The organism is uncultured Marinococcus sp. (assembly GCF_947493875.1).
Lineage (GTDB): Bacteria > Bacillota > Bacilli > Bacillales > Marinococcaceae > Marinococcus.
The window spans coordinates 17,343-33,303 of record NZ_CANLSU010000012.1; the positions used below are offsets into that span (position 1 = coordinate 17,343).

At 45.5% G+C, this 15,961-nt stretch carries 15 protein-coding genes and 1 pseudogene; 11 read left to right on the forward strand and 5 right to left on the reverse strand.

All coding sequences use genetic code 11. The features are described from left to right. Window positions 1-107 precede the first annotated feature (107 nt). The 7 genes from asnB to Q0757_RS15695 all read left to right on the forward strand — a co-directional run bounded on the left by asnB (window position 108) and on the right by Q0757_RS15695 (window position 7,283). Window positions 108-1,934, forward strand: coding sequence for an asparagine synthase (glutamine-hydrolyzing) (gene asnB / locus Q0757_RS15665; RefSeq protein ID WP_298789073.1), 1,827 nt, complete (start codon window positions 108-110; stop codon window positions 1,932-1,934). 479 nt (window positions 1,935-2,413) lie between these two features. Next, a complete protein-coding gene (locus tag Q0757_RS15670) occupies window positions 2,414-3,373 on the forward strand; it encodes an IS30 family transposase (protein WP_298789012.1) in 960 nt (319 codons plus the stop codon). 219 nt (window positions 3,374-3,592) lie between these two features. Continuing rightward, complete coding sequence (locus Q0757_RS15675) at window positions 3,593-4,201, forward strand: rhomboid family intramembrane serine protease (RefSeq protein WP_298789014.1); 609 nt, start codon at window positions 3,593-3,595, stop codon at window positions 4,199-4,201. A gap of 164 nt (window positions 4,202-4,365) precedes the next feature. Then, window positions 4,366-5,376 (forward strand): S66 peptidase family protein, encoded by a 1,011-nt coding sequence (locus Q0757_RS15680; RefSeq protein ID WP_298789016.1) that lies wholly within the window; start codon window positions 4,366-4,368, stop codon window positions 5,374-5,376. A 113-nt stretch (window positions 5,377-5,489) separates the two neighbouring features. Then, window positions 5,490-6,311: a metallophosphoesterase gene (locus Q0757_RS15685; RefSeq protein ID WP_298789018.1), complete on the forward strand. Its 822-nt coding sequence runs from the start codon at window positions 5,490-5,492 to the stop codon at window positions 6,309-6,311. After that, complete coding sequence (locus Q0757_RS15690) at window positions 6,311-6,751, forward strand: HIT family protein (RefSeq protein ID WP_298789075.1); 441 nt, start codon at window positions 6,311-6,313, stop codon at window positions 6,749-6,751. Before Q0757_RS15685 ends, Q0757_RS15690 begins: the two co-directional genes overlap by 1 nt. Window positions 6,752-6,764: 13 nt before the next feature. Next, window positions 6,765-7,283 (forward strand): GrpB family protein, encoded by a 519-nt coding sequence (locus tag Q0757_RS15695; RefSeq protein WP_298789020.1) that lies wholly within the window; start codon window positions 6,765-6,767, stop codon window positions 7,281-7,283. 158 nt (window positions 7,284-7,441) lie between these two features. On the opposite strand, the gene Q0757_RS15700 is transcribed toward Q0757_RS15695, so the two are convergent. Next, a complete protein-coding gene (locus tag Q0757_RS15700; RefSeq protein WP_298789022.1) occupies window positions 7,442-8,065 on the reverse strand; it encodes a substrate-binding domain-containing protein in 624 nt (207 codons plus the stop codon). A 117-nt stretch (window positions 8,066-8,182) separates the two neighbouring features. Further along, window positions 8,183-8,350, reverse strand: a pseudogene (locus Q0757_RS17020) (LysR family transcriptional regulator); the annotation flags it as partial. Between the two features lie 66 nt (window positions 8,351-8,416). On the opposite strand from Q0757_RS17020, the gene Q0757_RS17025 reads away from it, so the two are divergent. Next, window positions 8,417-8,779, forward strand: a complete 363-nt coding sequence (locus Q0757_RS17025) for an NAD(P)H oxidoreductase (RefSeq protein ID WP_366139545.1) — start codon at window positions 8,417-8,419, stop codon at window positions 8,777-8,779. 54 nt (window positions 8,780-8,833) lie between these two features. Then, complete coding sequence (locus tag Q0757_RS17030) at window positions 8,834-8,989, forward strand: hypothetical protein (RefSeq protein ID WP_366139546.1); 156 nt, start codon at window positions 8,834-8,836, stop codon at window positions 8,987-8,989. A gap of 232 nt (window positions 8,990-9,221) precedes the next feature. Here the strand turns inward: Q0757_RS17030 and Q0757_RS15715 are convergent, their stop codons facing one another. The 3 genes from Q0757_RS15715 to Q0757_RS15725 all read right to left on the reverse strand — a co-directional run bounded on the left by Q0757_RS15715 (window position 9,222) and on the right by Q0757_RS15725 (window position 13,424). Beyond that, window positions 9,222-10,256, reverse strand: a complete 1,035-nt coding sequence (locus Q0757_RS15715) for a zinc-binding alcohol dehydrogenase family protein (RefSeq protein ID WP_298789026.1) — start codon at window positions 10,254-10,256, stop codon at window positions 9,222-9,224. 1,054 nt (window positions 10,257-11,310) lie between these two features. After that, a complete protein-coding gene (locus Q0757_RS15720) occupies window positions 11,311-12,732 on the reverse strand; it encodes a HAMP domain-containing sensor histidine kinase (protein WP_298789028.1) in 1,422 nt (473 codons plus the stop codon). Then, a complete protein-coding gene (locus Q0757_RS15725; RefSeq protein ID WP_298789031.1) occupies window positions 12,729-13,424 on the reverse strand; it encodes a response regulator transcription factor in 696 nt (231 codons plus the stop codon). Before Q0757_RS15725 ends, Q0757_RS15720 begins: the two co-directional genes overlap by 4 nt. A gap of 191 nt (window positions 13,425-13,615) precedes the next feature. Here Q0757_RS15725 and Q0757_RS15730 point away from each other — a divergent pair, with 191 nt between their 5' ends. Continuing rightward, window positions 13,616-15,040, forward strand: a complete 1,425-nt coding sequence (locus tag Q0757_RS15730; RefSeq protein WP_298789033.1) for an ABC transporter permease — start codon at window positions 13,616-13,618, stop codon at window positions 15,038-15,040. 10 nt (window positions 15,041-15,050) lie between these two features. Beyond that, on the forward strand, window positions 15,051-15,743 hold the full coding sequence (locus Q0757_RS15735) for an ABC transporter ATP-binding protein (RefSeq protein WP_298789037.1): 693 nt from the start codon (window positions 15,051-15,053) through the stop codon (window positions 15,741-15,743). The last annotated feature ends 218 nt before the right edge of the window (window positions 15,744-15,961 follow it).

Here is a 15,961-nt window from a genome sequence, read left to right on the forward strand (position 1 = left end):
TTAGTTGTATTATACAATAATCAAGTTGTATAATGAAACTACTTGATGAATTGGGTGCCAAAAACACAGGAAAACTAGATTTACATCAGAAAGAAGGATTTTTCATCATGTGTGGAATAACTGGATGGGTGTCTTGGACACAAAACCTAAGTAAACAGCATTCTATTTTAGAAAATATGACAGATGCTTTGACACATCGAGGTCCTGACCGTGACGGCATGTGGCTGACGAAGCATGCAGCTTTAGGACATCGCCGGTTGATCGTTATTGATCCCGATGGGGGAAAACAACCGATGATCTATCGTGATGGTTCGTATGAGATCGCTTTAAGTTATAACGGAGAAATTTATAATTTTGCAGCCTTAAAAAAAGAGCTGATGGATAATGGCCATCAGTTTATGAGTTCAAGTGATACTGAAGTACTCCTTCACGCTTATTTGGAATGGGGAGAAGCTTGTATAGAACGATTAAATGGTATCTTTGCTTTCGCTGTTTGGGATGAGCGTAATGAACAATTGATGCTTGGTAGAGATCACCTTGGTGTGAAGCCTCTTTATTTTGCCAATCGAGGGGAAGACATTATTTTCGGTTCTGAGTTAAAAGCCATGTTTGCCCATCCAGAGGTGGAGCCGGTAGTTGATCAACAAGGACTTTCAGAAATTTTTGGCCTTGGCCCGATTCGGACACCAGGCCAGGGAGTGTTTAAAGACATCGAAGAGGTGCGGGCGGGGCATTATGTCACATTTAAGAAAGACACACGAACGGAAGAATGCTACTGGGTGCTGGATAGTCATCCACACCCAGATGATCTCGAGACGACGGTATCGACCATTCGGTCCTATTTAGAGGACACCGTCAAGCAACAGCTTGTGGCTGATCGGCCGGTCGTATCCATGCTTTCAGGAGGGCTTGATTCCAGTGGGTTAACCGCGATTGCCGGAGACGAATTTTCAAAAGCAGGAAAAACGATGCACACATATTCCATAGATTTTGAAAACAATGAGAAGGATTTTGAAAAGGATTTTTTAAGAGGAGATTTAGATGAGCCCTGGGTGAAAAAAGTTTCCGAAGAGGTTGGAACGAATCATAAATCTGTCGTCCTGGACGGGGATGAGCTTGTAGAGAATCTGCTGGTGCCGATGAGAGCACGGGATCTGCCTGGGGTAGGAGAAATTGAAACTTCTCTTTACTTACTTTTTAAAGAAATGAAAAAAGAGGCCACTGTCGCATTATCTGGAGAATCGGCGGATGAAGTGTTTTCAGGATACCCATGGTTTCATCAGGAAGAGTTTTTAGATGCGGATACCTTTCCATGGCTTATGAATATGAGTGGCATCGGCGACATTTTATCTGATGAATTGAAAGGGCGACTAGATCTTTCAAATTATCAAAAAGAACGTTACCAAGAGGCATTAGATGAAGTACCCGTTTTAGCGGGAGAGACAGAGCTTCAAGCGAAGCAGCGCCGAATGTCTTATATGTTCATCACCCGTTTTCTTCCTTTTATGCTTGATCGCAAAGATCGCGCAAGTATGATGACAGGATTTGAGGTTCGTGTTCCTTTCTGTGACTATAGACTTGTACAGTACTTATGGAATGTGCCGATTGAGATGAAAAATGTAGACAACATTGAAAAGGGAGTATTGCGGCGAGCGTTTGAAGGCTATCTATCTGAAGACGTGCGTTATCGCAAAAAAAGTGCGTATCCAAGCACCAAGGATAAGGAATATTTAAAAAGAGTCCAGGAATGGATGCTGCAAATATTGAATGATCCAAATTCTCCGATTCTTCCTTATATCAATGTAGAAAAAACCCGTCTTATCGCTGAAGGAAAAGATGAAAACCTACAAGATTCCAGTGCCAAAGGATTGCTGGACTACTTGATTCAAGTTAATGCCTGGCTTGTGGAATACAATATACGCGTTACCTTATAATATATGGAATTGAGAATTATAATATAATAGAGAGAAGGGTGGTCTGAAATAGGACTGCCCTTTTTTATGCTTGTCCGATGGTGTTCGTGCCTGTCACCTTTTAGATAAAGATGCGATAACAGCCGGCTTCTTCCAATACCTAGTGGGAATTAAAATCCTGGTGATAGGTGGGGACGCGTGCGTAACCAATACATTACGTCATAGGTGCCTCTCTTTAGAGATTTTAGATTTATGACTCTTGTTACAAACCAAGGGTTATTGACTGGCGATAAGCCGATGACTTCTTCGAAACGTTACTCTTTTTTGAAAATAGTGCTTTTACAAATGTTTTTATAATGAATATCTTTACTAAAATTTGAACATATTATAGTTATCTTTATAGTGCGCCGATTGTAAAATTAAGCTAGACAACGAAAAAGATCACTCGTGATACACTCAAAATGAATTTCCGACCAAAGAAATCACAGGAGTGATCACGAATGACCTACACCCATCTTAGCACGAATGAAGTTGTCCTCATAGAAGCGTATAATCAGAATGAGTTCTCAGTTTCCCGGATTGCCAGGCAACTCGGGCGCGCCCGTCAAACGATCCACAACGTCGTGAGTTACTTACGGGAAGGGCATCGGGCCCTTGATTATGTTCAGCGGTATCAAGCCAATAAACAGCGTTGTGGTCGAAGACCGACGGTCTTATCGGCAACCGATCAAGCCTATGTCACTGACAAAGTCGGGGACGGATGGACGCCTGATGTCATCATTGGCCGGCAGGAGCGCCCCCTGCCTTGTTCCGCGCGCACCCTGTACCGCCTATTCGAGCGCCGAGTGCTGGATCGAAGCTCCCTGCCGATGAAAGGAAAGCGAAAACCGAACGGGCATCAGGAACGCCGGGGAAAGCAGTCGTTTCGGCGGACCCTTTCAGACCGAGCGCAGGATTACCCGGCCTTTCCACAGGAATTTGGCCACCTGGAGGGAGACACCATTGTCGGCCGTCACCACAAGAGTGCCGTGATTACCCTGGTCGAACGCTTATCGAAAGTGATTATTACCCTTCAGCCAGCCGGTCGTACGGCCGGAGATATTGAAACCACGCTGCGCCGGTGGTGCAGCCGCTTTCCCAAGCACCTGTTCAAATCCATCACTTTCGACTGTGGCAAGGAGTTCTCCAACTGGCGGTCAATCAGCAACAAGCATGACCTTGCCATTTATTTTGCGGATCCGGGAACCCCTTCTCAGCGCGGGTTAAACGAGCATTCAAACGGTCTGCTCCGAAAAGACGGCCTGCCCAAGCACATGGATTTTAACGACGTGGATCAGCCGTATGTTTCCGCTGTGGCCTCCCGAAGAAATCACATCCCAAGAAAATCGTTAGATTATTGCACCCCGTTGGAAGTATTCATGAGGTACATGGAGAATGATATGGTGTCTAACTTAATTTGACGATTTAAAGTGCGAAATAATGGAATCGCGAAAATTTTTTACTGAAGAGGGTAAGGTTTTGTGTCTTATCCAGGATAAACCGATTGGATATGTCGCAGAGTCATCAGCAATTTTTATATACTTCAGCCCCATGGTTCTGCAAATTGAAATAGGCAGTATAGCGACTCTATATGATACAATAAATGGAAATTTAACTCTTTATTAGGAGGTTTGCTATAGATGGTGACCGAGGTGGCCTCGATTCGCGAATATCGAGAGCGATTTCCAATCACTTGGGGGATCGCCGTTCTATTATTAGGAATCATGGTATTGGACGTGGCGGGGAAAATCATTACTGGAGCTGAAAGCTGGAATCCTTGGATTGGCGTTGGCCAGGAGGTTTCTTTATCTGATGACCCCTATCGGGTCGTAACCTACGCATTTTTTCATTTTAATTGGCTCCATCTGGCTGCAAATGTAATGGCCATTCTTGTCATGGGGGCATGGATGGAAAGCTGTTTCCCACTTCGCTGGTATCTCGGATTATTCCTGGGCGGTATTGTGGGAGCCGGTCTTGCAGTATGGATCTGGCAGACCGGAACTGTTGTGGGATCTTCTGGTTTTGGCTTTGCTTTATTAGGGGTAGGTACGATGTTCTTTCTTTGGGACCGGACCATGATAGAGCCTCCGGTACAGTCATTCATGATAGGGCTTTGTATCGTTGGATGGCCTTTAACGTTTTTGACTCCGTTTGCTTCTATTGCCGGACATGTGGGCGGTTTTTTAGCAGGAATTTTGGTAGGCGGTCTTTATATCATAATTCAGCCAGACAAGAAAAGTGCTGGCTGAACGTCTTAGCCTCGTAAAGCTAAAAATTATTATCGTTCTGCAGATTCGCCCCAAACATAATGTAAATTAAGTAGCGGGGATATTAAACATGTCTATGCGACTGAGCATTAGAAGAAACTAACAGCACCGCGTTTTTAGAAGGCAGTAATCATGGAGGCTCTTGAATGATTAAACCAGAGAAATTAGAACATGGAGATACCATAGGTGTTATTTCTACATCGCTGCCGGCAGCTGCTACATGCCCGAGAAGGTTTCAGCGTGGCATCGATGAACTAAAGAAGCTCGGATTCAATGTCAAGCAGGGAAAGCATTGTCAAAAAAACACAGGGCATCTGGCGGGAACGGTGGAAGAGCGATTACAGGATTTTCACGAATTCATTGCAGATAGGGAAGTCAAAGCGGTTATCAATACTGTCGGCGGATATAACTCCAACCAATTATTAGAACAATTAGATTATGAATTAATTCGTAAGCATCCGAAAATTATCATGGGGTATAGCGATTTTACGGCGATGTTATTGGCCATTCATCATGAAACTGGATTGGTCACCTATTTGGGTCCGTCGCTCCTTCCTCAATTTGGTGAATACGGAGGAATGATGGACTATACGCTGCATGCTTTTCAAAGTATCTTAATGCACACAGATACGCCCAAAATCCTTTCGTCCAGCGATTATTGGTCGAGTGAATTTTTGGCATGGGATCAAGACGATCAACGGGAACGAACATTGATCGAAAATAAAGGCCCATTCATTTTAAAAAAAGGGCAAGCGGAAGGAAATATTCTATCCGGGCATCTGGGAACCATACTTTCGTTGGCTGGGACGGCGTTCTTTCCAGATTTCACTGAAAAAATTGTATTTATCGAAGACGACCATGATCATCCGGGCACTTTTGATCGCTACCTATATCATTTGAGGCATCTGGGCATCTTCGATAAGATTAATGGCATGGTGATCGGCCGATTCCATGCGGACGCTGCTTTATCGGATCCGGCTCAATTGCAGTCGGTAGTGGAATGGGCAACGAAAGGTTATCATTTTCCTATTGTTTCTAATGTGGATTTCGGGCACACCGATCCCATGATGACGATTCCTAATGGGATACATGCGAGGATTCGTATGACAGGTAACGACGTTCAACTTGTTTTAGAGGAACAGGCAGTAGAAAAATAGAATTTGCCCTTTAGAATGCGCAAATTAATTCCTATGATACCTATTACTGGCCAGGGGGCGTTACAACGTTTCATTGAAACAGAGGAAGATTCCTATCATTAACCTGTTTAATAATGGAAGTAGCGAAGGGTCATTTGCAGCCACTGTTTGGCATCAAGAAAGGGGAGAGTTCGATGAAATTGGGCATCATCGCCGACATTCACGGCAATGCCCCGGCGTTACAAGCGGTCCTTCAGGAGCTGGACGCCCGGCAAGATGTGGACCATATGTACTGTCTGGGGGACATGATTGCCATTGGGCCAGATACGAATCAAGTGCTGGAGATGTTGTTCACCCGGAAAGACGTATCATTGGTGAGTGGCAACCACGACGAAGCGGTCCTTGCCCTGGCACAAAACAATCCCTATCCCGCCAGTCACGTTCATGCGAAACGTCACCATCAATGGGTAGCTGATCATATTGATCCCGCGTTTATCTCCCAACTTCAACAATTGCCGCGCCAGATTCATCAAACCATTCACGGCCATACATGCTTATTTACGCATTACCATATCGAGAAACAAAAGGTTGATGCGCCGATCCACGAAGATCCCTTCAGCAGCATTGTACCCGCTGCGCTGGAAAAAATGCAGGCTCTTTTTCAGGACTGCCGGGCAGATGTGATTGGTTTTGGACACCATCATCCGGTACATGATTTCCGGGATCGCGATACGGTTTACATTAATCCAGGGTCGCTTGGCTGCCAGCCCTCGTCGTTCGCTCCGTATACGATCCTCACCATCGAGCAGGAGCATCTATCCATCGACCGGCAAGAGGCGGTCTATGACAAAACGTCTTGGATGGCTTCCTACGAGACCTACCAGGTGCCGGAACGTGATTTTCTTCTTTCGGCCTTTCACGGACAAGAGAAAGCTGTTTTAAGGAGGGGGATATGATGACATCCTGTGTGTTTTGTGATTGGAGCCTGGAACCCCGGCAGCATGTCGTCATTGAACATGATACGTGGGCTTTTCTACAGCTGGAGGAAGCTGATCGCAAAGGAGCGGTGTTAGAGGGAGCCGGGGTGCTTATTCCCAAAGCTCACCTGGAAACGGTATTTGATCTTACGTCCGAAGAGTGGAACGCGATGCACGCATTGCTTCAGGATGTTTATCAGTATATGAATGATCGTTACGAACCGTCGGGATATACCATTGGATGGAACAGCGGCGAGATTGGGGGCCAGCATATCCGTCATGCACATATGCATGTGCTTCCACGCTATCAGGATGAACGACTGGCTGGTAAGGGCATACGATATATGTTTAAGGAAGGGCGCAATGCACGAGCATTGGAAAACCATATTCGGTCATTTTCCTACAGGGAAGATTCTTAAGGAGGTCAGCACCATGAACCAGGAGGTCCATATCGAGACTTACGATGCTGCCTGGGCCGACCAATACGCTGCGGAAGCCATGAATATTTGCTCCGCTCTCGAGAATGCTGAGCTTTTGCTTGAACATATTGGTAGTACTGCTGTTCCGGGCTTGTCGGCGAAGCCCGTGGTGGATATGATGCTGGGGGTCGAGAAACTGTGCCAGATCGACGAGTGGAAAGGGCAGTTAGAGGCCATAGGCTACGAAGAGGTCCATCACCCCGACATGCCCGAGCGGCGATTTTTTCGAAAGGGGCCAAGAGGGGCCGGAACGCATCATCTGCACATCTATGTGTACCAGAGCGAGGCATGGAACAATCAGTGGCTGTTTCGAGAGGAGCTGCGCAGGTCCCTAGCCAAGCGAAAGGATTATGAACGGTTAAAACAGACGTTGGCTCGTTTGTATCCGCATGACCGAAAACGTTATACGGCAGCAAAAGCGCCTTTCATTCAGCGAACCATCAAGCAGGCCCAACGCTGTCGATTACCATAGAAACATCCAATATGGACGAAGAAACAAGCATTTCGGATTCGGAAGAACCGGAAATGCTTGTTTTTTTAATGCTACTAGATAATCATGATTATGTTAAGAATGGATAGGGAGTAAAAATATCAGACCGAAAAGCATAAACGATTTTTCGGTCTTTCTCCCTATATTGATGCTTGCATCGAATGAATAAACGCCTGCATCGCTGGGGTCAGATGCTTATCTTTGTGCCAGCATATCGATACCTGAAGGGGGGCCAATGCCGGTGTTAGCGGAAACGATTGAAGCTCTCCCGTGTGCAATTCATCCTTAACGACCAGGCGGGGGAGGAGGGAAGCTCCCAGGCCGGCCAACAGGCACTGCTTAATGGCTTCTGCACTTGGCAGTTCTACGGTGGTTGTATGCTCATACGCTTGATGGCGAAGGAGGTGTTCAAACACCGGACGCCAGCTGCAGGCATGACTGGTCATCAGCATCAGATCGGAGAGACTCGAATGCTCTTTTGTTGTGGAGGAAGCCTGAACCAGCTGAAGCGGCTCATCGGCTAAGGCACGAACCGTTAATTCAGGCGGATGCCAGTCCGGGGATTCTATCAGTAACGCCAGATCATACATGCCTTGCTGCAACTGTTCGGGAATACGGAGGTAATCAACGCCTGTGACCGTAGGGAAGATCTCTGGATAATCGGATAAAAATACCCGCAAGCTGGTGGGGAGCCAATAACTCATCATGGTATCGGTGACCCCGATCGTCAACGGACCAGCCGGTGTTTGGTTGTCTTGAACCATCTCGTAGGCCTGTCGGTGACGACGGACCAGATCCAGTGCATACGGATAAAAACGGTGACCACTGGTGGTCAGCAAGACCGTTTTGCCCAGCCGATCGAACAGGTTGACTCGCAGCTCGTCCTCGAGCCGCCGAATGTGGGCAGTGATGGAGGACTGGGCGTAACCCAGGCGATCGGCTGCTCGTTGAAATCCATGTTCCTGTACGACCGTGATAAAGGAAACCAATTGACGATATTCCATATATATCCTCCTATCGATAATTATGATCGTTTGAACGAAAAACATTCATTTTACCTATCGATAGTTTATCGCTATCCTTAACAGGAAGCAATATAACAAGGAGGAAGCAAGATGAATATTTTAGTCACGGTCGCCCACCCCAGGGAGGAATCACTAACGTTTTCACTGATGCATGCGCTGCTTCGGGGATTAGCCGATGCCGGCCACACCACAGAAGTGTTAGATCTTTATCGGAGTAATTTTTCTCCGGTCCTGGAGGAAGTAGACGAGCCAGCGTGGAATCAGGAGAACCAAACCTATTCCCGAAAAGTGGATGAAGAAATGCAGCGGATGAATCGCCATGACGCCCTCGTATATGTGTTTCCTTTATGGTGGTGGAGCATGCCGGCCATGTTGAAGGGGTACATTGACAGGGTCTGGAATTACGGGTGTGCGTATGGACCGTCCCGACTGCCGCATCAAAAGGTGTTATGATTAACAATTGCCGGTGCTCCCCAGGAGCGATTTGAAAAACGACACTATGATCGCATGATGGAGCATTATTTCAACGTCGGTTTGGCTAATTACGTCGGCATCTGCGAGTCCCAATTTCATCTATTAGTGCAGGGGATCGATCCTTCTGCAGAGCATGTGGACCATCTCCTGCAGGAAGCATACGATCAGGGACGAAATTTTGATTCATGATTTCAATCATATAGACAAATGGTCGAAAAAATTTTCTTGTTGAAAGCCTTTCGTGTGCGTAAAAAAAGAGAACCAACTTGTTTTCCCGCTGGCTCTTGAAAGAGCTGCCATCCGGTAGTGGATAGATCCTTTAATAAAGATTTTATGTCTGGGTGCAATGTACATTACTATACGTTAAAAATATTAAAAGCACCGTTCTCCTTAAGAAAAGGGAACGGTGCTACAGTTACTTTTATTTGAAAGGACCTTCCAGAACTACTTTGCCAATTGTACTTCCCTTTTGAATCTGATTGTAAGCTTCCTTCAACGTTTCCACTGAAATAGGGTGAAGGGTTTTCGTTACTGTGGAGTGGATTTTCCCAGCCTCCACCCAATCGGCCAGCTCGTTCAACAGGCTATGCTGCTGCACCATATCCGCCGTCTGGAAAAGAGAGCGGGTGAACATCAATTCAAAAACGAAAGTGACACTTTTGCTGAACAGCGCCGTGTCCAACGGTTTTTCAGTCGGCAGAATAGAACAAATTTTTCCCTGCGGCAAAATAACGTTTGCCATTTCTGCCATATGATCATCGACATTATTTAAACAGAAGATGTATTCAACACCATTCAGGCCAAGATTCTCCAGCTGGGGGCCAAACGGCTCGTGATGATTGATGGTTTGATCTGCACCATGGTCTTTAACCCACTCTACCGTTTCAGAACGGGAGGCAGTGCCAATGACTGTTAGTCCGGCCAGTTTGGCAATTTGTACAGCAATAGAGCCTACTCCGCCTGCGGCCCCGATAATGAGAATGCTCTTCCCAGCATTTTCAGCAGCGTCTTTTGAAATGCCCAGACGGTCAAAAAATGCTTCATACGCAGTAATGCTGGTCAGAGGCAGAGAAGCAGCTTGAGGGAAATCAAGATTTTTTGGCTTCCTTCCTACGAGTCGCTCATCCACCAGATGAAATTCGCTTTGGCCGCCCGGACGATCGGTCGCCCCGGCATAAAATACCTCGTCCCCTTCTTTAAATAGCGAACTGTCTTCACCAGTCGCTACAACAACTCCTGCAACATCACGGCCAACCACTGTAAATGAATCATCATCTTCCTGTTTTCCGTCACGTGTCCGAATATCAGTCGGATTACCGGATATCGCTTTTACTTCTATAAGTAGATCGTGTCCTGCTGGTGTCGGCTTCTCCTGCTCTATCTGTTCAAAATCAGGTGCCCCTTCTTTAGAGCCCGGCTTATAAAATCCAAAGGTTTTCATTGTTTCCGACTTCATTTCAAATCGCCTCTCCTTTAATGCATGTATTATTGAGAAAACACTATTTTTATACTACACATTGGAGTCAGATCTTACAAAATATTGGATTTTGAAAGCTGTAATCTCTATCTACCGCCACTCAGAAAAAATATTGTACTTACTTATAGTGCTTATTAACTTCCGATAAGGGCCGTTATGTTTACAGTAATTAATACAAAGTAATTGTTTAAATCAAATTTTATTTTAAGAATGATTTTTTCATCTTTCACGTATATATTTCATCATTATTAAATCATAGTTGGGGAAGATGAGAGTAATTATGCGAACGCTCTGCATCGACTCAGGGGCGGTGGAAGGTTGGAAGACAGCGCATGATGAAGCGTACTTTGGTGGAACGATCTGAAAGCAAAAAGGGGCCGTCGGGTCATGGGCAAGAAGGTTCTTCGGAACAAGTGAAGTAGTACCGCGGGTGATATTTCGTCTCTAATCAGAGGCGGAATTTTTTATGCTTTATTTAGAAAGACAAGCAGATGAGGCAATATAAAAAGCAGTATGCCGAAGCCATTATAATCCACATTCAGCACATGTTGGAGGTGAAGGAGGCCCAGACGTTAATTGAAAAACCAAAATATGACGGACCGGGAGAACCTACTAATAATCACAATGATATAAAGTACAGAAAAAAGAAAAAATTATTTTTCCATAAGGAAAGGACCAACAAATCATAGCACTACATCTGCTTCTGAAACCGGTCGATGTCGCTATTCTGCGGGTCTTGACTGTAGGTTTACTGCTGACTAATTGGATAAAGAAGGCGATATTCCTCTCCGTTCTGGACCCGCCTGGCCCATTACTTGATTGGTGATACGTTCTTAATGCCGAAGGTAGCCATGAGTAAGTGCCGGGTTGCTCTATCTTTCTTCCCATTTGTTCCAAAGGACTTCCCGTTTCACTTCTGCTGGATATCTTCGTTTCTTTTCTCCCATAAGAAAAACACCTCGATCTGTCGATCCTACTACGAATACGACGTGAGAGGTGCTTTTATCTGTTTTCTTTATTTAGGTTACTTCATTCACTCCGGAAGAATGTCTTTGATTTGATAGTCGGTAAATGGAAAATAGATATAGAAAACAGTTCCTTTTCCTATTTCACTTTTCACGTCGATGGTTCCCCCGTGTAGATGAACCAGTTGCTTCACAATGGTAAGACCAAGACCGAATCCTTTCCCTGCTGCACCACTGCGCGAATCATCCTCCTTGTAAAAACGTTCCCATATCATTTCCAGCGTCTTAGCACTCATCCCTATGCCTTCGTCCGCTATTTCGAACATAGTGCCTTCAGAAAAAGGAAAAGCATGGAGAGAAACGGTGCCTTGAGAAGTGAACTGCAAGCTGTTTTTAGTAATATTCAATAGAACCTGTAGAAGCCTGTCATAATCAGCGTAAACTGATACGTCTGATTTAATGTCGGACACTAGCTGAATATTCTTTTGGGCGGCTTCTTCGGTGAAATGATCTTTCACGGTCTGTAGAACGTCTGCTGCAGGCATCCATTCCTTTTTGAGGTCAATTTGATTAGAACGTATTTTTTCGTAATCGAGATTATCATTCACAAGTCGCGTCAGGCGGTTTGTTTCTTTTCCTGCAAGCTCAAGTCCTCTACTGTAGCCAGAAGCATCTATCATCCCGCTTTGAATACCTTCAATAATGCCGTTTATGGTAGTAAGCGGTGTGCGCATCTCATGAGCTACATCCGCCATGAATTGTCTTCTGCGGCTTTCAAGCTGTTTAATTTCCTCTCTGGATACCTGGAGTTTTTCCGCCATATAATGAAAATCACGTGATAAATCCCCGATTTCATCCAAAGAAGACTCCGGGACTTCGACCTTGTAATCTCCGCTTGCAATCCGATTTGCTGCGGTCTGCAGGCGCTTGATGCGTTTGACATGGAGTCTGGCAAGCAGCCAGCTCACAAGTCCGGAAACGAGAAAGGCAACCAGGGCTGTCCATAAAAGCATCTGGTTAATTTGACGAATAATCTCAGCTGTGCCGCTCACGGGAGAAGTTAAAATAATCCCTCCCGCAAACGAATCACCTTGAAAATTTGGAATAATAACAATCGTCGACGTTTGATTAAAACGTTTGTCATCACGACGGACTTCAATGGTTTCTCCCTGCTGCAGTCGATCAAGTTCGCTGTCACTCAGACGGAGAGGGGGAGCATTTGTACCGCTGGTAGGGTGAGTTGCATTAAACTGCTGATCAAACACACTGAAGCGAATGTTTTGGGACGCTAGCAATTCGTCAGAGTTACTAAGCTGTGCAGACGACTTGTCACGTAAAATAGCATCGCCGTAATCATTCAATTCATCGACTTTGTAATCATAAATAAATTGTTCTACATAATAAGTGAATGCTGGCGTTAGAATGAGAAACGCCAACAGCAGGATACCGATGTGACTGGCGAGCAATTGGTAAACGTATTTAATTTTCATTGCGTTTCCCATTCGTCAAATTTATAGCCGACGCCCCAGACCGTGTGCAGATAGTCATTGGCCTCAGTACTAATTTTTTTGCGCAGTCGTTTCATGTGTACGTCCACCGTCCGCTCGTCGCCGATGAATTGATACCCCCACACTCGTTCAATCAACTGTTCACGGGAAAAAACCTGCTTGGGACGGGCAACAAAAAAAGATAGCAACTCAAATTCTTTTGGGGTTAAATTATTTATCGACTGCCCGTCCAATCGAACTTCACGAGTAGAGAGGTTGATGTAAAAATGACGGCTCTCGAGAACAGAAGTGGAAGGATCCGCTGCCGGCTTTTTTTCGGCTCTTCTTGTCACAGCCCGTATTCTGGCCATTAATGCTAGAGGACTGAACGGCTTTGTCACATAATCATCTGCGCCAAACTCAAAGCCGAGGACCTGGTCCGACTCAGAATCCTTAGCTGTAAGCATGATAATAGGCACTTCATTTCCGCTTTCCCGGATAGAACGACAAAGGGTGATGCCGTCCATTCCCGGCAGCATCCAGTCGATGATCAGCAGATCCCACTCCTGCTGCTGGGACATTTTATATCCTTCGGATCCATTGAATACAAATGTTCCGCGTATATTTTCTTTCAGGAAAAAAAGCTCGAGCATAGAGCTTACACTTTCATTATCTTCCACCACAAGTACATCCATATGAGCATTACTCCTCTTTTTCATATATCAGCTATCCCTAATTTATAGGGGACTTCCTTTCAGGTGCAAGGAAATTTATCAGATGTATAAAAAGTTTATACCTTTGACTTTGTCCTGTCATAGTTTTTTCATATTTGTTATTTATATTTGTCGATGAGCAGGTTAGAAAAAATACGAGGAGGCAGATACATATGCGTGTATGGAAAAGAGCGTTGCTCAGTATGAAGGAAAAGAAAGGAAAAACACTGATGCAACTATTGATATTTACCGTTATCTGCGTGCTGATCCTGTCAGGTCTATCAGTCAAAACGGCGGCAAATGCATCAGCAGACTTAGCTAAAGAATCCCTGGGAGGAGAAGTCACACTTGCAGTGGACCGGGAAGCAGCGATGGAAGAAGGTGGAGGAAACGGGCCGCCGGAAATAGCTAGCTCTCCCGTAGCAGTAGAAGAAGCTGAAACAATCGCGGAGCTTGAACAGGTGCGCGGATACAATTATCTAACGTCGACATTAGCTGAAGCTGCCGATTTTGACGCGGTGGAAGAAAGTAGCGACACTTCGGAAAGCGCGGAGGAGGGAGCTGGCTTCGGAGGCGGAGGAATGATGCAGGGAGATGTAAGCCTGCAGGGTGTTCTTTATTCGGATGCTGTTGATGATTTTATGAACGGGGATGCTTCCCTAGTTGAGGGACGGCATATTACGAAAGAAGATCAAGGTAGTCAGGTAGCGATGATTGAAGAAACCCTTGCCGAAGCGAATGATTTAGAAACTGGGGATACTATCTCATTGGAAAGTACAGAAGAAGATGCTAGCACAGAGGTGGAAATCATAGGTGTCTACGAATCGGGCAGCACTACAAGCTCTTCAAACCCCGGTATGAACATTGCAGCACAGGATCCATCGAATACTATTTATCTTCCTTATACAGAAGTGAATACGTTAACCGGGGAAGAAGCGACGGTCGATAGTGCGGTTTATTATTTGAACGACGCAGAGGAGGCCGAAGCCTTTACCGCAGACGCAGAAGAAGCCAGTGACCTGGACTTCGATACGTATGCGTTGACTTCAAATATTTCTTTGTATGAGCAGATGATTGGACCAATCGAAAATGTAGCTTCGTTTTCCACGAATATTGTTTATATCGTTACGGCCGCAGGGGCTTCCATTCTTGGTTTGATTGTCATGCTGTCCATCCGTGAGCGAAAATACGAAATGGGCGTTCTGATGGCCATTGGGGAGAAAAAATCGAGATTGGCCGGCCAGTTTCTGGCGGAGATTTTAATCGTTGCTGCTGTCGCTGTAGGGCTTTCTGTTTTAATCGGCAATGTAGTCGCAGATCAATTGGGTACACAGCTGTTGGAGCAGCAGGTGAGCGCTACAGAAAATACTGAAACTTCACCGGAATCCTTCGGACCCCCTGGTGGCATGGGTGAAGGCAATGCCGGTATGGGAGGAGAACAGGCAGAAGTAGTGGATAGTCTGGATGTGAGTGTGACCTGGTCAGATATCGGTGTGCTTGCTGGATTAGGTGGTCTGATTGCGGTAGTGGCTGCTCTGCTCCCGTCTGTTTCTATCCTGCGTATGCAGCCGAAGCAAATACTAACCAAACAGGAATAGGAGGAGCATTATGGAAAAAATTATCAATCTAGAGCATGTGGGATACTGGTACAATGAAAATGAAGAGAACAAGGTGTTATCGGACATAACGGTTGGTTTCGAACGGGGGCGTTTTTACGCCATTACTGGTCCCTCAGGTGCCGGGAAAACCACATTGCTGTCCATATTAAGTGGTCTCGATGTGCCGAAGCAGGGGGAAGTACAGTGGGAAGAAATAAATATTCAGCAAATTGGTCTGCAGAAGTTTCGAAGCCAGTATGTATCGATGGTTTTTCAAGGATACAATCTGCTGCCATATATGACTGCGCTTCAGAATGTCCGCACAGCGATGGACATTACAGGAAACCGGCCACGTAAAGAGCGCCGGGCGTTGGCCTTGGAACAACTCGAACGCGTAGGGTTGAGCAGGGACCAGGCATTGCAGAAGGTACTCACGTTAAGTGGAGGACAACAGCAGCGAACGGCAATAGCGCGAGCACTGTCATGCGAAACAGAAGTGATTATTGCAGATGAGCCGACGGGAAATCTTGACGAAAAAACCGCTGAAGAGATTATTAATATCTTTAAGTATTTGGCATTTAAAGAACGAAAATGTGTGATTTTAGTGACCCATGATCCTTCTGTGGCAGAAAAAGCAGACGTACGTGTGCAACTGGCCAAAGGTCACCTTCAAGTAAATGAAAAAAATTCATTATCTATATAATGTTAAGATGATGGATTTGAACAGATATTTCGAGGAACGGCTGCGCCACCGTGGTAGTGATGTTGAAAATGATCACGGCACTTTTATGATGAGAGCCAACAATGATATTCCTTTTAGGAGACAAAGCAAATTAGATTAATGGAGCCGTCATTCCGATTGATAATAGCTTTACAGCAGTATAAAAAGCAGGGGGCTGTCCCAAAAATCGAATGAGCGCT